General features: G+C 70.5%; 13 protein-coding genes. 6 read left to right on the forward strand and 7 right to left on the reverse strand.

Translation table 11 applies throughout. From position 1 onward, the window contains the following. Positions 1-16: 16 nt before the first annotated feature. Both ACAM54_RS30560 and ACAM54_RS30565 read left to right on the forward strand, forming a co-directional pair. On the forward strand, positions 17-769 hold the full coding sequence (locus ACAM54_RS30560; RefSeq protein WP_369651245.1) for an ABC transporter ATP-binding protein: 753 nt from the start codon (positions 17-19) through the stop codon (positions 767-769). 20 nt (positions 770-789) lie between these two features. Beyond that, positions 790-2,196, forward strand: a complete 1,407-nt coding sequence (locus ACAM54_RS30565; RefSeq protein ID WP_369651244.1) for an FAD-binding oxidoreductase — start codon at positions 790-792, stop codon at positions 2,194-2,196. Here the strand turns inward: ACAM54_RS30565 and ACAM54_RS30570 are convergent. The 5 genes from ACAM54_RS30570 to ACAM54_RS30590 are packed head-to-tail and all read right to left on the reverse strand — an operon-like array spanning position 2,165 to position 9,273. Then, positions 2,165-4,480 (reverse strand): molybdopterin-dependent oxidoreductase, encoded by a 2,316-nt coding sequence (locus ACAM54_RS30570; protein WP_369651243.1) that lies wholly within the window; start codon positions 4,478-4,480, stop codon positions 2,165-2,167. The genes ACAM54_RS30565 and ACAM54_RS30570 overlap by 32 nt on opposite strands. A 23-nt stretch (positions 4,481-4,503) precedes the next feature. Continuing rightward, the gene (locus ACAM54_RS30575; RefSeq protein WP_369651242.1) at positions 4,504-5,373 is read right to left on the reverse strand and encodes a sulfurtransferase; all 870 of its coding nucleotides are present in this window, start codon (positions 5,371-5,373) and stop codon (positions 4,504-4,506) included. Further along, the gene (locus ACAM54_RS30580; RefSeq protein ID WP_369651241.1) at positions 5,370-6,362 is read right to left on the reverse strand and encodes a Bug family tripartite tricarboxylate transporter substrate binding protein; all 993 of its coding nucleotides are present in this window, start codon (positions 6,360-6,362) and stop codon (positions 5,370-5,372) included. Before ACAM54_RS30580 ends, ACAM54_RS30575 begins: the two co-directional genes overlap by 4 nt. A gap of 58 nt (positions 6,363-6,420) precedes the next feature. Further along, entirely contained in the window at positions 6,421-7,779 is a 1,359-nt protein-coding gene (gene purB, locus ACAM54_RS30585) for an adenylosuccinate lyase (protein WP_369651240.1), read from the reverse strand. A gap of 15 nt (positions 7,780-7,794) precedes the next feature. Beyond that, the gene (locus ACAM54_RS30590; RefSeq protein ID WP_369651239.1) at positions 7,795-9,273 is read right to left on the reverse strand and encodes an FAD-binding oxidoreductase; all 1,479 of its coding nucleotides are present in this window, start codon (positions 9,271-9,273) and stop codon (positions 7,795-7,797) included. 175 nt (positions 9,274-9,448) lie between these two features. On the opposite strand from ACAM54_RS30590, the gene ACAM54_RS30595 reads away from it, so the two are divergent. Next, complete coding sequence (locus ACAM54_RS30595; RefSeq protein WP_369651238.1) at positions 9,449-10,270, forward strand: IclR family transcriptional regulator; 822 nt, start codon at positions 9,449-9,451, stop codon at positions 10,268-10,270. 12 nt (positions 10,271-10,282) lie between these two features. On the opposite strand, the gene ACAM54_RS30600 is transcribed toward ACAM54_RS30595, so the two are convergent. After that, positions 10,283-11,155: an MBL fold metallo-hydrolase gene (locus ACAM54_RS30600; RefSeq protein ID WP_025569824.1), complete on the reverse strand. Its 873-nt coding sequence runs from the start codon at positions 11,153-11,155 to the stop codon at positions 10,283-10,285. A 71-nt stretch (positions 11,156-11,226) separates the two neighbouring features. Between ACAM54_RS30600 and ACAM54_RS30605 the strand changes: the two genes are divergently transcribed. Then, the gene (locus ACAM54_RS30605; RefSeq protein ID WP_369651237.1) at positions 11,227-12,621 is read left to right on the forward strand and encodes an MmgE/PrpD family protein; all 1,395 of its coding nucleotides are present in this window, start codon (positions 11,227-11,229) and stop codon (positions 12,619-12,621) included. Positions 12,622-12,677: 56 nt separating this feature from the next. On the opposite strand, the gene ACAM54_RS30610 is transcribed toward ACAM54_RS30605, so the two are convergent. Beyond that, positions 12,678-13,610, reverse strand: a complete 933-nt coding sequence (locus ACAM54_RS30610; RefSeq protein ID WP_261380430.1) for a LysR substrate-binding domain-containing protein — start codon at positions 13,608-13,610, stop codon at positions 12,678-12,680. Between the two features lie 98 nt (positions 13,611-13,708). On the opposite strand from ACAM54_RS30610, the gene ACAM54_RS30615 reads away from it, so the two are divergent. Together ACAM54_RS30615 and ACAM54_RS30620 are read left to right on the forward strand one after the other, a co-directional pair. Further along, a complete protein-coding gene (locus tag ACAM54_RS30615) occupies positions 13,709-14,686 on the forward strand; it encodes a Bug family tripartite tricarboxylate transporter substrate binding protein (protein WP_369651236.1) in 978 nt (325 codons plus the stop codon). Continuing rightward, positions 14,686-15,078 carry a 5-carboxymethyl-2-hydroxymuconate Delta-isomerase gene (locus tag ACAM54_RS30620; protein WP_145746922.1) on the forward strand — a complete coding sequence of 131 codons (393 nt, stop codon included), beginning with the start codon at positions 14,686-14,688 and terminating at the stop codon, positions 15,076-15,078. Before ACAM54_RS30615 ends, ACAM54_RS30620 begins: the two co-directional genes overlap by 1 nt. Positions 15,079-15,127: the final 49 nt, after the last annotated feature.

Raw genomic sequence — 15,127 nt, forward strand, 5'->3', positions numbered from 1 at the left:
GCATGCGAGGAAAGCCATGATGCAAGCCGATCTGCCTGCTTCGGCGATGGCCGAGCGCCCGGAGCTCGAGCTCGCGCACGTCGACGTGTTCTACGGGAAGGTCCAGATCCTGTTCGACCTGTCGATCCGCGCCTACCCCGGCCAGATCGTCGCGGTGATCGGTGCCAACGGCGCCGGCAAGTCGACCACGCTCAACCTGGTCGTGGGACGCCTGAAGCCGAGTGCCGGCCGCGTGGAGTACTGCGGCCACGGCATCCATGATCGATCGGTGGAGCAGATCGTGGCCTCCGGCATCGCCTGCGTTCCGCAGCGCCGGCGCATCTTCTCCACGCTCAGCGTGAAGGAGAACCTGGACGTCGGCGCCTACGTGCGCCGGCACGACAAGGGGGCCGTGGCCGAGACCCTGGACGAGGTCTACGAGCTGTTCCCGGTGCTCAAGCGCAAGTCCGGCGAGATGGGCGGGGTGCTTTCGGGCGGCGAGCAGCAGATGCTGGCCATCGCCCGCGGTCTGATGGCCGGACCGCGCGTGCTGCTTCTGGACGAACCTTCGATGGGGTTGTCGCCCAAGCTGACCACGGCGATGTTCATGGACATTCGCCGCATCGCGCGCGCCGGCCGCACCGTGGTCATCGTCGAGCAGAACGCGTTCGCCGCGCTCAGCGTCGCCGACCATGGCTACGTGCTGGAGGGTGGGCGCATCGCTCTGGAGGGCAGCGCCGCCCAACTGCTGCACGACGACCATGTGCGCGACGCCTACCTTGGCGCCTGAACATCAACACGCAGTTAACGATGGCCTTTCACAAATCCCTCGAACAAACCGCGCGAGCGGTCGAACTGCTCCTGCCCGAGTTCCGGGCGATCTTCGGCGAGCGCGCCGTCACATCGGCTGCGGTGCGCGCGCACCACAGCCACGGCGAGGGCCTGCCCGACCCCGGGCAGCCGGACCTCGTGCTGTTCCCCCTTGCGAACGAGGAAGTGGCCGCCGCGGCCCGGCTGTGCCATCGTGCCGAGGTGCCGATCATCGCCTTCGGCAGCGGAACCTCGATGGAGGGGCACGTGGCGGCGATCCACGGCGGGGTGTGCATCGACCTCTCGCGCATGGACCGGGTGCTGGAGGTCTCGACGGATTCGATGGACTGCCGCGTCCAGGCCGGCGTGACGCGCGAGCAGCTCAACGAACACCTGCGCAGCAGCGGCCTGTTCTTCGCGGTGGACCCGGGCGCCAACGCGTCGCTGGGCGGCATGGCGTCTACGCGAGCGTCGGGCACGGCCGCCGTGCGCTACGGCACCATGCGCGAAACGGTCATGGGGCTGACGGTGGTGACGCCCGACGGCCGCATCGTTCGCACCGGCACGCGCGCGCGCAAGTCGGCGTCGGGTTTCGACCTCACCCGGCTCTACGTGGGCAGCGAAGGCCTGCTGGGCATCCTCACCGAGGTGCAGCTGCGCCTGTTCGGCCTGCCGGAGCATGTGGTTGCGGCGGTCTGCCAGTTCGACAGCCTCCGCGCCGCGATGGACACGGTGATCGCCACGCTGCAGCTGGGTGTTCCGGTGGCGCGCATCGAGCTGCTCAACGATGTGCAGATGGACGCATGCATCCGCTATTCGAAGCTCGACGAATTCGAGGCACGGCCCACGCTGTTCATCGAGTTCCACGGCAGCCAGGCGGCCGTGGCCGAGCAGGTGGACATGGTGCAGGGCCTTGCCAGCGAGAACGGCGGCAGCGGGTTCCGCTATGCCCACCGGCCCGAGGAGCGCTCGCGCCTGTGGAAGGCCCGCCACTCGTGCTACCACGCCAACCTGGCGATGCATCCGGGCTGGAGTTCGATGGGCACCGATGCCTGCGTGCCGATCTCGGCGCTGGTCGACTGCATCACCGAGACCGAGGCCGACATCCGCGAAAGCGGGCTCTATGCACCGATCGTCGGCCACGTGGGCGACGGCAACTTCCACCTCGGGATCATCTACGACGACGCAGACCGGGCGGCGCGCGCCAAGGCCGAGGCGCTGGCCGAGCGTGTTGCGCTGCGCGCGATACGGATGGGCGGCACCTGCACCGGCGAGCATGGCGTGGGGCTGCACCGCATCGGCCAGATCGAAGTCGAGCACGGCGAGGCGATCGATCTGATGCGCGACATCAAGCGGGCCCTGGACCCCGCCGGAATCATGAATCCGGGGAAGATGCTGCGCATGTGACCGCCACCGGCGGCTCGAACGCGCGGATCGGCGGCAGCGCGCCGTCGTAGCGTTCGATCTGCACCGTGCTGAGCTGGCCCGCGCAGCCTTGCGCGAGCGACGAGGTGCCGATGTCGCGCGTCAGCACGTTGGGGTTGCCGTGCGCGCACATCGGGCGGCCCTGGTCGTCCGTGGCCGGGTCGTACCAGGCGCCGGTGGGCAGCTGCACCACGTCCTCGCGCATGTCGGCACACAGGTGCGCGCTGGCCAGGCAGGCGCCGATCTCGTTGAAGAGCCGCACGATGTCGCCTTCCTGGATGCCGCGCGCCGCGGCGGCGGTGGGATGCAGCGTGCAGACCTCGCGGCCGCGGCGCTTGCTGGCCTGGCTGTGGGCGCCGAAGTCGAGCTGGCTGTGCAGCTTGGTGTGCGGCTGGTTGGCAACCAGCCACAGCGGATGCTCGGCGGTCGGCGCGAACCTCGGTGCAAGCCAGGCCGGATGGCCCGGGCAGTCGGCATAGCCGAAGGCGGCGATCGCCGGCGAGCTGATCTGCACCTTGCCGCTGGGCGTGGGCAGCGGCGCGGCGGCGGGATCGTTGCGGAAGGCGCGCAGCATGCCGCCGTCGTCGTCCCGCTGCGGCAGCATGAGTTCGCCGCGCTGCCAGAAGGTCTCGAAGTCCGGTGCGTCCAGGCCCAGTGCCTCGAGCCCGCTGCGGGTGCGCTCGTACAGGTGTGCCAGCCATTCGCGTGTCGTGCGGCCCTCGCTGAAGGCCTCGAAGGCGCCGAGCCGTTCGGCCAGGTCGCAGAAGATGTCGTAGTCGTCGCGCGCCAGGCCGCAGGGCTCGGCGATGCGGTGCATGGCCACCACCATCGGGTCGGTGGCCGTGGCGCCGATGTCCTCGCGCTCCAGTGTCATGGTGCTGGGCAGCACGATGTCGGCATGGCGCGCGGTCGCGGTCCAGGCGATCTCGTGCACGACGAAGGTGTCGAGGGTGCGGAAGGCCTCGGCCAGGCGCGCGAGGTCCTGGTGGTGGTGGAACGGATTGCCGCCTGCCCAGTACGCGAGGCGGATGTGCGGATAGGTCCGGCGCTGGCCGTTGTAGTCGAAGGGCTGGCCCGGATTGAGCAGCATGTCGCTGATGCGCGCGACCGGAATGAACTCCTTCACGCCGTTGCTGCCCTGGGGCAGCGCGGCCGCCGGCACGGCGTTGTTGCGCTTGCCGTAGTGCGCGAGCGTGCCCAGCGCGTAGTTGTAGCCGCCGCCGGGCAGGCCCAGCTGGCCGAGCGCCGCGGCCAGCACCGCGCCCATCCAGACCGGCTGCTCGCCATGCTCGGCGCGCTGCAGCGAGTGCGACACCACCACCAGCGTGCGCTTGCCCACGAGCGAGCGGGCCAGCTCGACGAGCTGCTGTGCCGGCAGGTCGCAGATCGGTGCGGCCCAGTCACAGCTCTTGGCCACGCCGTCGCTGCGGCCCATCAGGTAGTCCTCGAACGCGGCCCAGCCGTCGCAGTGGCTGGCGATGAATTCGCGGTCGTGCGCACCGTCGCTCACGATCTGGTGCACCAGCGCCAGCATCAGCGCCGTGTCGGTGTTGGGCCTGGCGGCGAGCCACTCGAACTGCGCCTCGTCGGGCAGGTCGCTCCGGAGCGGGCTGATGCAGACGAAGCGGCAGCCGCGCGCCGCCGCCTCGCGCATGGCGCCGCGCTCGACATGGCGGCTGATGCCGCCCGAGGCGATGCGCGAATTCTTCAGCGCCATGCCGCCGAAGGCCAGCACCACGTCGGTGTGTTCGACGATCTGCTCCCACGTCACGTTGCGGCGCGCCACCTCTTCCATCGAACCGAGGATGTGCGGCAGCATCGGGCCCGAGGCGCCGGCGCTGTAGCTGTTGACCGAGCGCACGTAGCCGCCGAGCGTGGTGTTGAGGAAGCGGTGCACCTGGCTCTGCGCATGGTGGAAGCGCCCCGCGCTCGACCAGCCGTAGGAGCCGCCGAAGACTGCACCGGCACCGTGCCGCTCCTTCACGCGCCGAAGTTCCGCGGCCAGCCGGTCGAGCACCTCTTCCCACGGCAGGGCCGCGTACGCGTCCCGGCCGCGCATCGGATCGGGCCCGGGGCCGCGTTCCAGCCAGCCCTTGCGCACCATCGGCGTGGTCACGCGCGCGCGGTGGCGCAGTGCATCGGGAAAATTGTCGATCAGCGGGTTCGGGTCCGGATCGCCCGGATGCGGCTTCACCGTGAGCGTGCGGCCGTCCCAGGCGGCGGAGAACACGCCCCAGTGGGCGCTGTGCGGATGGAAGGTGGGCATGCGCGGGTCCGCGGAGCTTCCGGTCAGGCGGCCGGTCCCGTGGCGATCGGCGCGCCCGGCTGCGCGCTCCATTCGCTCCACGATCCGGGGTACAGCGCCGCGCCCTTCAGGCCCGCGACTTCCATGGCCAGCAGGTTGTGGCAGGCGGTCACGCCCGAGCCGCACTGGTTCACCAGTTCCGCGGCGGGCCGGCCGCCGGTGATGGCGTCGAACTCGGCGCGCAGCTGCTGGGCGGGCTTGAAGCGGCCGTCGGCGTCCAGGTTGTCCTTGAACAGGCGGTTCCTCGCGCCCGGAATGTGGCCGCCGACCGGGTCCATCGTCTCGTTCTCGCCGCGGAAGCGGTCGGGGGCGCGGGCGTCGAGCACGAGCTTGTGCCGGCTCTCGATGTTGGCGCGCACCTCTTCGTAGGACAGCGTCGTGACCAGCGATTCGCGCAGCGCGAAATCGCCGGGCGGCCGTGCCGGCGGCGCCTCGGTCGACACCGCGTGGCCCGCGGCTTTCCAGGCCGCGATGCCGCCATCGAGCACGGCCGCCGCGCGGTGCCCGGCCCAGCGCAGCATCCACCACAGGCGCGCCGCATACATGCCGCCGGCGTTGTCGTAGGCCACCACCTGGGTGTCGTTGCCCACGCCGATCGCGGCCAGGGTGCGGGCGAAAGCTTCGCGCGCGGGCAGCGGATGGCGGCCGTTGCGGCCGGTCTTCTCGGCCGAGAGCGCGTGTTCGAGGTGCAGGTAGAACGCGCCGGGGATGTGGCCCGCGTCATAGGCCTGCTGGCCGGCGCCGTGATTGGTCAGCTCGAAGCTGCAGTCCAGCACCAGCGGCGGATGCGCGCTGCGCAGTGCCTCGGCCAGCTGCGCGGCGGAGACGAGGGTGTCGAAGGTCACGTGATTCACTGGGCGATCTCCTTCATCAGCGCAGGCGTGATGGCCGCCTTGTAGCGGGCGATGTCGTCGACGATGAAGCTGCGGAAGCGTTCCATCGGCAGGTCGTGCTCGGTGGCGGCGTCCTTGCGGATGGCGTCGCGCACCTCGGGCGTCGCCAGCGCGCGGCTGAGGTGCTCGGACAGCAGCTTCACCACCGCCTGCGGCGTGCCCGCGGGCGCCACCAGCCCGTACCACTGCGTCACCGGCACATCCACGCCCAGCTCCTTGAAGGTCGGCACCTCGGGGATCGCCGGGTTGCGCTTTTCGCCGGTGATCGCGAGCAGCCGCAGCTGGCCCTGGCGCACCTGGCCGACCAGGGGCGATGCGGTGGCGAAGAAGCTGTCGACCTGGCCGCCCAGCATGTCGGTGATGGCCGGACCCGATCCCTTGTAGGGCACGTGCAGCATGTCCACGCCGGCCTTCTGCTTGACCATTTCCATGCCGATGTGTGCGGCGCCGCCGGTGCCGGTGGAGGCGAAGCTCAGCTTCTGCGTCTTCGCGGCATCGAGCAGTTCGCGCGCCGTTCTGAAGCGCGAACCCTGGCTCACGAACAGGCCGTGCGGCGCTTCCAGGATCAGCCCGATCGCGGCGAAGTCGTCGGGCACCTTGTAGGGAAGGCTCTGGGGCTTCATGGCGGGCGAGACCGCGAGGTTGCCGCTCATGGCCAGCAGGATGGTGTAGCCGTCGGGCTTGGCCTTGGCCACGATGTCGGCGGCGATGTTGCCGCCGGCACCGGCGCGGTTGTCGACGATCACGCTCTGCCCGAGCGTCCTGCCCATGGCGTTGGCGATCAGGCGGCCATACAGGTCGCCGCCGCCGCCGGGCGGAAAACCCACCACGAGCTTGACGGGCTGCTCGGGGTAGGCGGCCCGGGCGGCGGGTGCGGCCAGGGCCAGCAGGCTGGCGCCGGCCAGTGCAAGGGCGCACAGGCGGCGGATCGGGGCGATGGTGTGCTGCATGTCATGTCTCCTGTCTTTGTTCGTGCAGCGGGAGATGCACTCCCGCAGCGGGCGCAATTCAGCCGAGCCAGGCCGCCTGCGCTGCCACGACACGGTCCACCGAAGCACCGCACTGGCCCAGGTAGGCCGCGGGGTCCGTCATGTCGCGGATCTCGTCGTCGGCGAGCAGCTGGCCGAGGCCCGCGTGCTGGCGCATCGCATCGGCGAAGCTCAGCTTCTGCGTGATGCCGTGCATCGAGGCTTCGTAGATCCATTCGTGCGCGGTCTGCTTGCCGACGCGCTCCGACAGCTCCAGCATCACGCGCTCCGAAAGCAGGTAGCCGCGCATGCGGTCGAGGTTGGCGGCCATCGCGTCGGCATTCACCTTCAGGCCCGCGAGCAGGTTCTTGGCCTGGAACAGCATGGCGCCGGCAATCAGGCAGCACTCGGGCAGCGCCTTCCATTCCATCTTCCAGGCGATGCCGTCGCGCTCGCCCTCCTGCACCATGCCCTCGACCATCATCGCGGCGTTGTAGCGCAGCGGACGCGAGAGGCCGGCCAGGTTCTCGGCCGAGGTCGGGTTGCGCTTGTGCGGCATGGTGGACGAGCCCAGCTTGCCTTCGGAGAAACCTTCCTCGACCTCGCCGAACTCGTTGCGCTGCATGTTGAAGAGTTCGTTGCCGATCTTCGACAGTGTGCTGCCCAGCATGGCGAGCAGGCCCGTGTATTCGGTGAAGCGGTCGCGCGCCGGTGCCCAGCTGATCGTGGGCACGCCCAGGCCGAGCTTCTTGAGCATCAGCGCTTCGAGCTCGATGGCCTTCGGGCCCAGCGAGGCCTGGCTGCCCACGGCGCCGGCCAGCATGCCGACCAGCACGCGCGGCGTGGCCTGCACCAGCCGCTCGTGGTGGCGGCCGAGTTCGTCGAGCCACACGGCGCACTTGTGGCCGAAGGTGATCGGCAGCGCCTGCACGCCGTGCGTGCGGCCTGCCATGGGCGTGTCGCGGTGGGCCACGGCCAGGCGGGCGAGTTCCCGGCCCACGGCCTGCAGGTCGCGCATCGCCACCGCATGGAATTCCTTGAGCTGCAGGGCGACGCCGGTGTCGACCACGTCCTGCGTGGTGGCACCGTAGTGCACCCATTCGCCGTTTTCCTTCGAGCAGGCGGCCTGCAATTGCTTCAACGCCGGCACCAGCGAATGCTTGATGCGGCGGATCTCGGCCGACATCGCGGCGATGTCGATGTGCTCGACCTTGGCCTTGCTCGCGATCTCCTTCGCGGCGGCGGCCGGGATGAGGCCCAGCTCGGCCTGCGCGGACGCCAGCGCGGCTTCGAAGTCGAGCCACTTCTGGATGCGGTTCTCCTCGCCGAAGATGGCGCGCAGTTCATCGGTGCCCCAGAGGTGCTGGAGCGATTGCATGTCGAAGACGGAAACGGGCATGGAGGTCCTGGTGGTTCAGCGGAAGGTGAGGGGGTCCAGCAGCGCGCGCGGCAGCATGCGGCCTGGATTGAAGGTGTTGGCCGGATCCAGCGCGCGCTTGATCCGCGCCATGGCGGCCAGCGCGACCGGGTTCTTGTAGTGCATGAAGGCCGCCTGCTTCTGCCGCCCGATGCCGTGCTCCGCGGAGATGGAGCCGCCCAGCCGCGCGGCGGTGGCATGCACGACGTCGTGCACCGCCTCCTCGCGCGAGCGGAATTCGGCATCGGCCATGCCGGCGGGCTTGCCCTGGTTGTAGTGCAGGTTGCCGTCGCCCACATGGCCGAAGCAGACGATGCGGATGCCGGGCATCAGCTGCTGCAGCGCTGCGCCGGCCTGCTCGATGAATTGGGGAATGCGCGAGATGGCAACGGCGATGTCGTGCTTGATCGACGGGCCTTCCAGCCGCTGGGCCTCGGGGATGTGCTCGCGCAGCGCCCAGAAGGCATGGGCCTGGCTGTCGGAAGCGGCGAGTGCGGCATCCGGCACCAGGCCGTCTTCCATCGCCGCGCCCAGCACCTCCTCCACCGCGGGCCGCAGGTCCAGGCTCGCGGAAACCTCCGACACATCGAGCAGCACCGACCAGGGGCTCGCGCTGCCGAGCGGCGCGCGCATGCCGGGCGTGCCGTGCCGCAGCACCAGGCCCAGCGGCTCCTCGCCGATCAGCTCGAAGGCGGTCACGCGCTCGCCCACCGCATCGGTCAGGCGCGACAGCAGTTCCACCGCGGCCTGCGGGTCGCGCACCGCGGCCCAGGCCGTGACCACCTGGCGCGGCCGCGCAAAGAGCTTGAAGGTGGCGGCCGTCACGATGCCCAGCGTGCCTTCGCCGCCGATGAAGAGCTGCTTCAGGTCGTAGCCGGTGTTGTCCTTGCGCAGCGCGCCCAGCAGGTCGAGCACGCGGCCGTCGGCCAGCACCACTTCCAGGCCCAGCACCAGCTCGCGCGTGTTGCCGTAGCGCAGCACCTGTTCACCGCCGGCATTGGTCGAGACCACGCCGCCCACCGTGGCGCTGCCCTCGGAGGCCAGCGAGAGCGGGAACAGGCGGCCCGCCGCCTCGGCCGCGGCCTGCGCCTCGAGCACCGTGCAGCCGGCCTCGAGCGTGAGCGTGTTGTCCAGCGGATCCGCGCGGCGCACGGCGCGCATGCGCTCGAGGCTCAGCACCACCTCGGTCCCCGAATCGTCGGGCGTGGAGCCGCCGACCAGGCCGGTGTTGCCGCCCTGCGGCACGATCGGCACGCCGGCGGCCGCACAGGCCGCGACCACGCGCGACACCTCATCGGTGCTGGCCGGGCGCACCACGGCGCGCGCGCTGCCGGGGAAGGTGCGGCGCCACTCGGCCTCGTAGCGGGCCCTGTCGGCGGCGGCCGTCAGCACGTGGGCAGAACCCACGATGCCGGACAGCATCTCGGCCAGCGCGTCGGTGGCCGGGGCGGCGGGAATGTCGATGGTCGCGGTCATGCAGAAGGCGGGTGGGCTTCTCGGCCAAGCTGGCACGAGGGCAGGAATGTCTCTTTGTCGATTTGCTGTATTTCATTGATTGAAATACAGTTCAATAAACAAAATTCTAGGCGGGCGCGCGACGCACTGTCAACCGGGTCGGTCCCGACGCGGCAATCGCACACAATCTGCTCCCATGAGATCTACCCCTGCTTCGAAGAAGACATCGGACGCGGCCCCGGTTCGCAAGACGGCGCGGCGCGCATCGGACGCCGCCTCGCCCGTCGAGGCGCCGGCTCCCGAGGTGGCGCCCAGTGCGCCGCAGCCGCCCTCCGGCGTGCTCGAGCGCGGCCTGTCGATCCTCGAATGCTTCACCGAAGACCGGCTGCGCCTGAAGCTGCGCGAGCTGGCCGACTGCACGGGCCTGGACAAGGCCACGCTGCTGCGGCTGCTCGGCGTGCTGGTGCGCGCCCGCATGGTCCACCGCTTCGACGACGGCGCCTACGCGCCCGGCCCGGCGCTGCTGCACATGGGCATGCTCTACCGGCGCACCTTCGACATCGGCACGCGGCTGCAGCCGGTGCTGCAGGAGGTGATGCGGCAGACCGGCGAGACGGTGGCCTTCTACGTGCGCGACGGCGACGAGCGCGTCTGCCTCTACCGCGAGAACAGCAGCAACGAAGTGCGCCACCATGTGGAGGTGGGCGCGCGGCTCAAGCTTTCGGCCGGCGGCTCGTCCTCGCACGTGCTGCGCTATTTCACGGGCGGCAGCACGCCGCATGCAGAGGCCATTGCGCGCGACGGCTTCGCCATCACGCGCGAGGAGCGGGTGCCGCAGATCGCGTCGGTGGCCGTGCCGGTGTTCGACAGCGATGGCGCCTTCCAGGGCGCGCTGGTGGTGATCGGCCTCGCGCAGCGGCAGAGCGCGACGGCCCAGCGCAAGGCCGTGCAGGTGGCGCAGAAGGCGCTGGTGCAGCAGGGCTTCAGCAACCGCCCGCCGCGCGACTGGCGCCGGTAGCGCGCGCGGGGCTCACAGCCGGTCGACCGGGATCTTCAGGTAGGCGGTGCCGTTGGCATCGGGCGGCGGCATGCGGCCCGCGCGCATGTTGACCTGCACCGCCGGCAGCATCAGTGCCGGCAGCGCCAGGGTGGCGTCGCGCGCCCGGCGGCGCGCGACGAAGTCGGCCTCGGGCACGCCGTCGCGCACATGGATGTTGCCCGCGCGCTGCGCGGCGACCGTGGTGCGGCAGGCGGCCTCCCGCCCCGCGGGCGGATAGTCGTGGCAGAGGTAGAGCAGGGTCTGCGGCGGCAGCGCGAGCAGCCGGCGGATCGAGCGGAACAGCGTGGGCGCATCGCCGCCCGGGAAGTCGCAGCGGGCGGTGCCCAGGTCGGGCATGAACAGCGTGTCGCCGACGAACACCGCGTCCGGGCCGCCGGCCGGGTCGGCGATGCGGTAGGCCACGTCGGCCGGCGTGTGGCCGGGCACGTGCAGCGCCTGCGCCTGCAGCCGGCCGATGGCGAAGGCCTCGCCATCGGCGAACAGCCGGTTGAACTGCGAACCGTCCGCCGCCATGTCGGCTGCATTGAAGATGCCGCGGAATTCGCGCTGCACGGCGGTGATGCCCGCGCCGATCGCCAGCGTGCCGCCGAAGCGCTGCTGCAGCCAGGGCGCGCCGGACAGGTGGTCCGCATGCGCATGCGTCTCCAGCAGCCACTGCAGCTGCAGGCCCCGTGCCTCGACGTGCGCCGCCACGGCCTCGGCCGGACGCGCATCGGTGCGGCCGGAATGCATGTCGAAGCCCAGCACCGGGTCGATCACCGCGCAGGCCCCGGCGCCGTCGTCGACCACATGGGAGAAGGTGGAAGTGGCCGCATCGAAGAAGGAACGGATGGACAGGCTCATGGGGCGGATTCCTCGCAACTCGTTGCATTTTATATAATGATCCAGATTTCATTCAATAAAATTACCTTGCCGTGATCGCAGCTCCCATTTCCGATGTCCTGCCGGAATCCGTGCTGGTGGCGCACCTGTTGCGCCAGGCGTCGCAGCCACTGGCCGCCGCCACGCGCGCGCGGCTCGCGCAGGCGCTGCTGGACTGGTTCACGGCCGGCTGGTCGGCGCAGGACATGCCCGCCGCCGCCACGCTGCGCGGCCTGGCGCAGACGCTGATGCCCGGTGCGGGCGAGGCGGCGCTGTTCGGCGGCCAGGGCGCCACGCCGCTGGCGGCCGGCTTCGCCAATGCCGGCATCGCGCACCTTCGCGAGATCGACGATGCGCACCGCGCGGCCATGCTGCATCCGGGAGTGGTCGCGATCACGCCGGTGCTCGCGCTGGCGTCCTCGCTCGGGCTCACGCACGAGCGCGCCGCGCGCGCCATCGTGGCCGGCTACGAGGTCGCGCTGCGCCTGGGCGAGGCGCTGGGCGCGCGCCATGCGGGCCTGTTCCATGCCACCGCCACGGCGGGCGCGGTAGGCGCGGCCGCTGCGGCCGGCATGGCGATGGGGCTCGATGCGCCGCGGCTGCACCATGCGCTGGGCATCGCCGCGACGCAGGCGGCCGGCCTCTGGCAGCTGGTCGACGACGATGCGCACGAATCCAAGTCGCTGCATCCCGCGTTCGCGGTGCGCAACGGCATGACGGCGGCGTTTGCCGCGCGGGCCGGCCTGCCGGGCGCGCGCGCCTTCTTCACCGGCCGGCGCGGCATGTACGCCGCACTGGCGGGCGAGGGGCCGTTGGCAGCCGTCGCTGAAGGACTCGATGCGCCCGAGCGGCTGCACACCGCCACCATCAAGGCCTGGCCGGCGTGCGCGATGCTGTTCACGCCGCTCGACGCGACGCGCGCGTTGATCGAGGAACACCGCATCGGGGCCGCCGACGTGCAGGCGATGGAGATCGAGATCTTTCCGCATGCGCTCAAGATCGCAGGCGTGCAGTGGCCCGCCAGGCCGGCCGAGGCGAGCTTCTGCCTGCGCTACCTGCTCGCGGTGCTGCTGGAGAAAGGAGGCGTGCTCGGCATCGCCGACACGGAAGCCCCCGATCTTGACAGCCCGAGCCTGCGCGCCCTGGCCGCGCGCATGCAGGTGCGGCCGAACGAGGAGTTCCAGCGCGCGTTCCCGCAGCGCCGCCCGAGCCGCGTGACCCTCATGCTGCGCGATGGAAGGCAGATCAGCGCCTACCGCGATCTGCGCCGCGGCGACCCCGAAGACCCGTACAACTGGGCCGGCCTGCAGCAGCGCATGCGCAGCTTCGCGCCCGCCATGGACGAGGCGCAGGCCGCCGCACTGGTGAGGTGGTGCGAGGGCTTCACCTCACCAGCGCAGGACGCCTTGCCCTGTGCGCCGGCCGGCGCGCTGTTCGGCGCAGCCTAGCGCGGCCCCCGGCACCGGGGCGGCGCCATGGCTCCGCCGCGTTCAGGTGGCCAAGCTCAGCCCGGCAAGCCGGCCTTGATCCGGGCCGCCAGGCCATCGGCCGCTGCGTGCATTGCATCCCAGAGGCACACGGCAGCACGCGTGTGGTAGCGGTTGAGCGAACGTATCAGGCAGGCCGTTCGCGCGAGCGTGGGATCATCGATGGCGACGGCGCCGCGCACATCGAGGCTCAATGCCGTGGCCGCATTCACCACGGCCGTCATGCCCCGGTGGCGCACGGCATGCACCAGGTCTTCCTGGGCATCGGACTCGAAGCGGACCTGCGGCCTGAGGCCTTGCGCGGCAAACAGGCTGTCGATCCGGCGGCGCATGGCGTATTCGGGCGGCAGCAGCGCCAGCGGCTCGCCGGCGAGTTCGGCCAGCGCCATGGGACGCCGCCGCCTGCCCGATCGCACGGCGACATAGGGTTCGGCAAAGCAGGGCTGGACATCCATGTCCGGGCGGTCCGACGCATCGAAGGTGACGGCGAAATCCAGGTCGCCGCGCGCGACCCCTTCGGCCAGCGCCGATACCGTGCGGCGGGACATCGAGATGGACAGGTCCGGCCAGCGCGCCTGCGCCGCACGCACCACCGGCGCCACCCAGCAGCTGCCGTACGACTGGACCAGGCCGATGCGCACGGTGCCCGAAACGGCAGCGGAACGATCGCTCGCGGCGCGCAGCGCCGCCTGGAGATCTCCCATGGTGGCGGTGATGCGCCGATGCAGTTGCAGCGCTTGCTGCGTGGGAATGGCCCGCCGGCCCACGCGGTCGAAGAGGCGCAGGCCCAGGGCCGACTCGAAGGCGGCGATCTGCTCGGACAGCGCGGGCTGCGAGATCGAGCATTCGCTGGCCGCCTTGCCGAAGCTGTCGGCCCGGATGACTGCGTTGAAATAGCGAAGCTGGCGCAGCGAGACGAGTTCCAGCGGATCGCGGGCACGACGGGACATATTGATAGGTTTTTCCGAAGAATATCGAGGATAGAACCGATTTGATCAATTCCCTCCTATCCGTGACATTGGGATGTACCCAAGCAACCCCGAGAATCATGCAGACACGCCGACACTTCATCCAAGGCGCCGCGGCAATGGCCACGGCCGGCAGTTCGTGGACCGCAGCGATTGCGCAGGGCTTTCCGGCAAAGCCCATCCGCATCGTCTGTCCCTACCCGCCCGGTGCCACTACGGATGCGATCTCCCGCCTGATGGCCACGGCGCTCCAGACCACGAGCGGCGCCACGGTGCTCGTCGACAACCGCGACGGCGCGGGCGGCAACATCGGGACCGAGGCCGTGGCCCGCGGCGATGCCGATGGCTACACCCTGCTGCTCGGCGCGCTGGGGCCGCTGAGCGCGAACGAGGCCCTATACCCCCGGCTTGGCTTCAACCCCGGGCGGGACTTCAAGCCGCTGGCGCTCGCTGCGGTGGTGCCGCTGATCATGGTGGCGCACCCGTCGTTTCCCGCAGCCACGCCGGCCGAAGCTGTCAAGCTGCTGCGTGCGAACCCCGGGAAATACGCTTACGCATCGGCCGGCAACGGCACGCCGCAGCATCTCGCCGGTGAACTGTTCAAGCAGGTCACCGCCACCGACTTCGTGCATGTGCCGTACAGGGGCTCGGGCCCGGCGCTCAACGACGCCATGGGCGGGCAGGTCCAGCTGCTGTTCGAGGCCTCGCCTGCCGTGCTGCAGCACATCAAGTCCGGGCGGTTGAAGGCACTGGCCGTCACCACCCGCGAACGGATCGCAGGCTTGCCCGGGGTACCGACATTGAAGGAGTCCGGCATTGATGCCGATATCGGCGGCTGGTACGGCTTCCTCGCCCCCGCGGCCACGCCCGCCGACAGGGTGGCCTGGCTGTCGGAGCAGATGCGGCGTGCCCTGGCCGATCCGCTCGTGCAGACGCGCCTGGCAGACCTGGGATCGCAGAAGGTCGACAGCTCGCCGCAGGCGTTCGCCCGGCTGATCGACGCCGAGCGGGCGCGCTGGGGCCAGTTGATCCGCGAACGCGGGATAAGGCTCGACTGATGCCGCACCTGCATATCGAAGTCAGCGCGGACCTGGCCGCCGCATTGCACTGGAAGCAGCTGGCTCGCGACATCCACCTCGACCTGGCCGCCCGCGAATGGGCCGACATCGGCGACCTGAAGACACGGGTCCTGGTTTGCGCCGATACCCTGTCGGGCCAGGATGGCGGCGCGCAGCAACTGGTGGCGACCTTGATCCTCACCCGGGCGCGTGCGCCCGAGCTGCAGCGCGCCATGAGGGACCGAGTGATGGCGCACCTGGAACAGGCCGTGGGTGCGTTGCGGCCCGTGCATTGGGTCCAGTGCTGCGTCTTCATCCAGGCCACACCCAGGGACGACTATGCGAAGCGGCAGTGGAACGCGCCGGCCGCGCTGCTCCCGCGCGTGCGATGAGCGGCGTGGCTGCGGCGACCCGCCCTGGGCGGGCGTCAACGCACGGAAT

The sequence above is a fragment of the Variovorax sp. V93 genome, assembly GCF_041154485.1.
Classification (GTDB): Bacteria; Pseudomonadota; Gammaproteobacteria; order Burkholderiales; family Burkholderiaceae_C; genus Variovorax; species Variovorax beijingensis_A.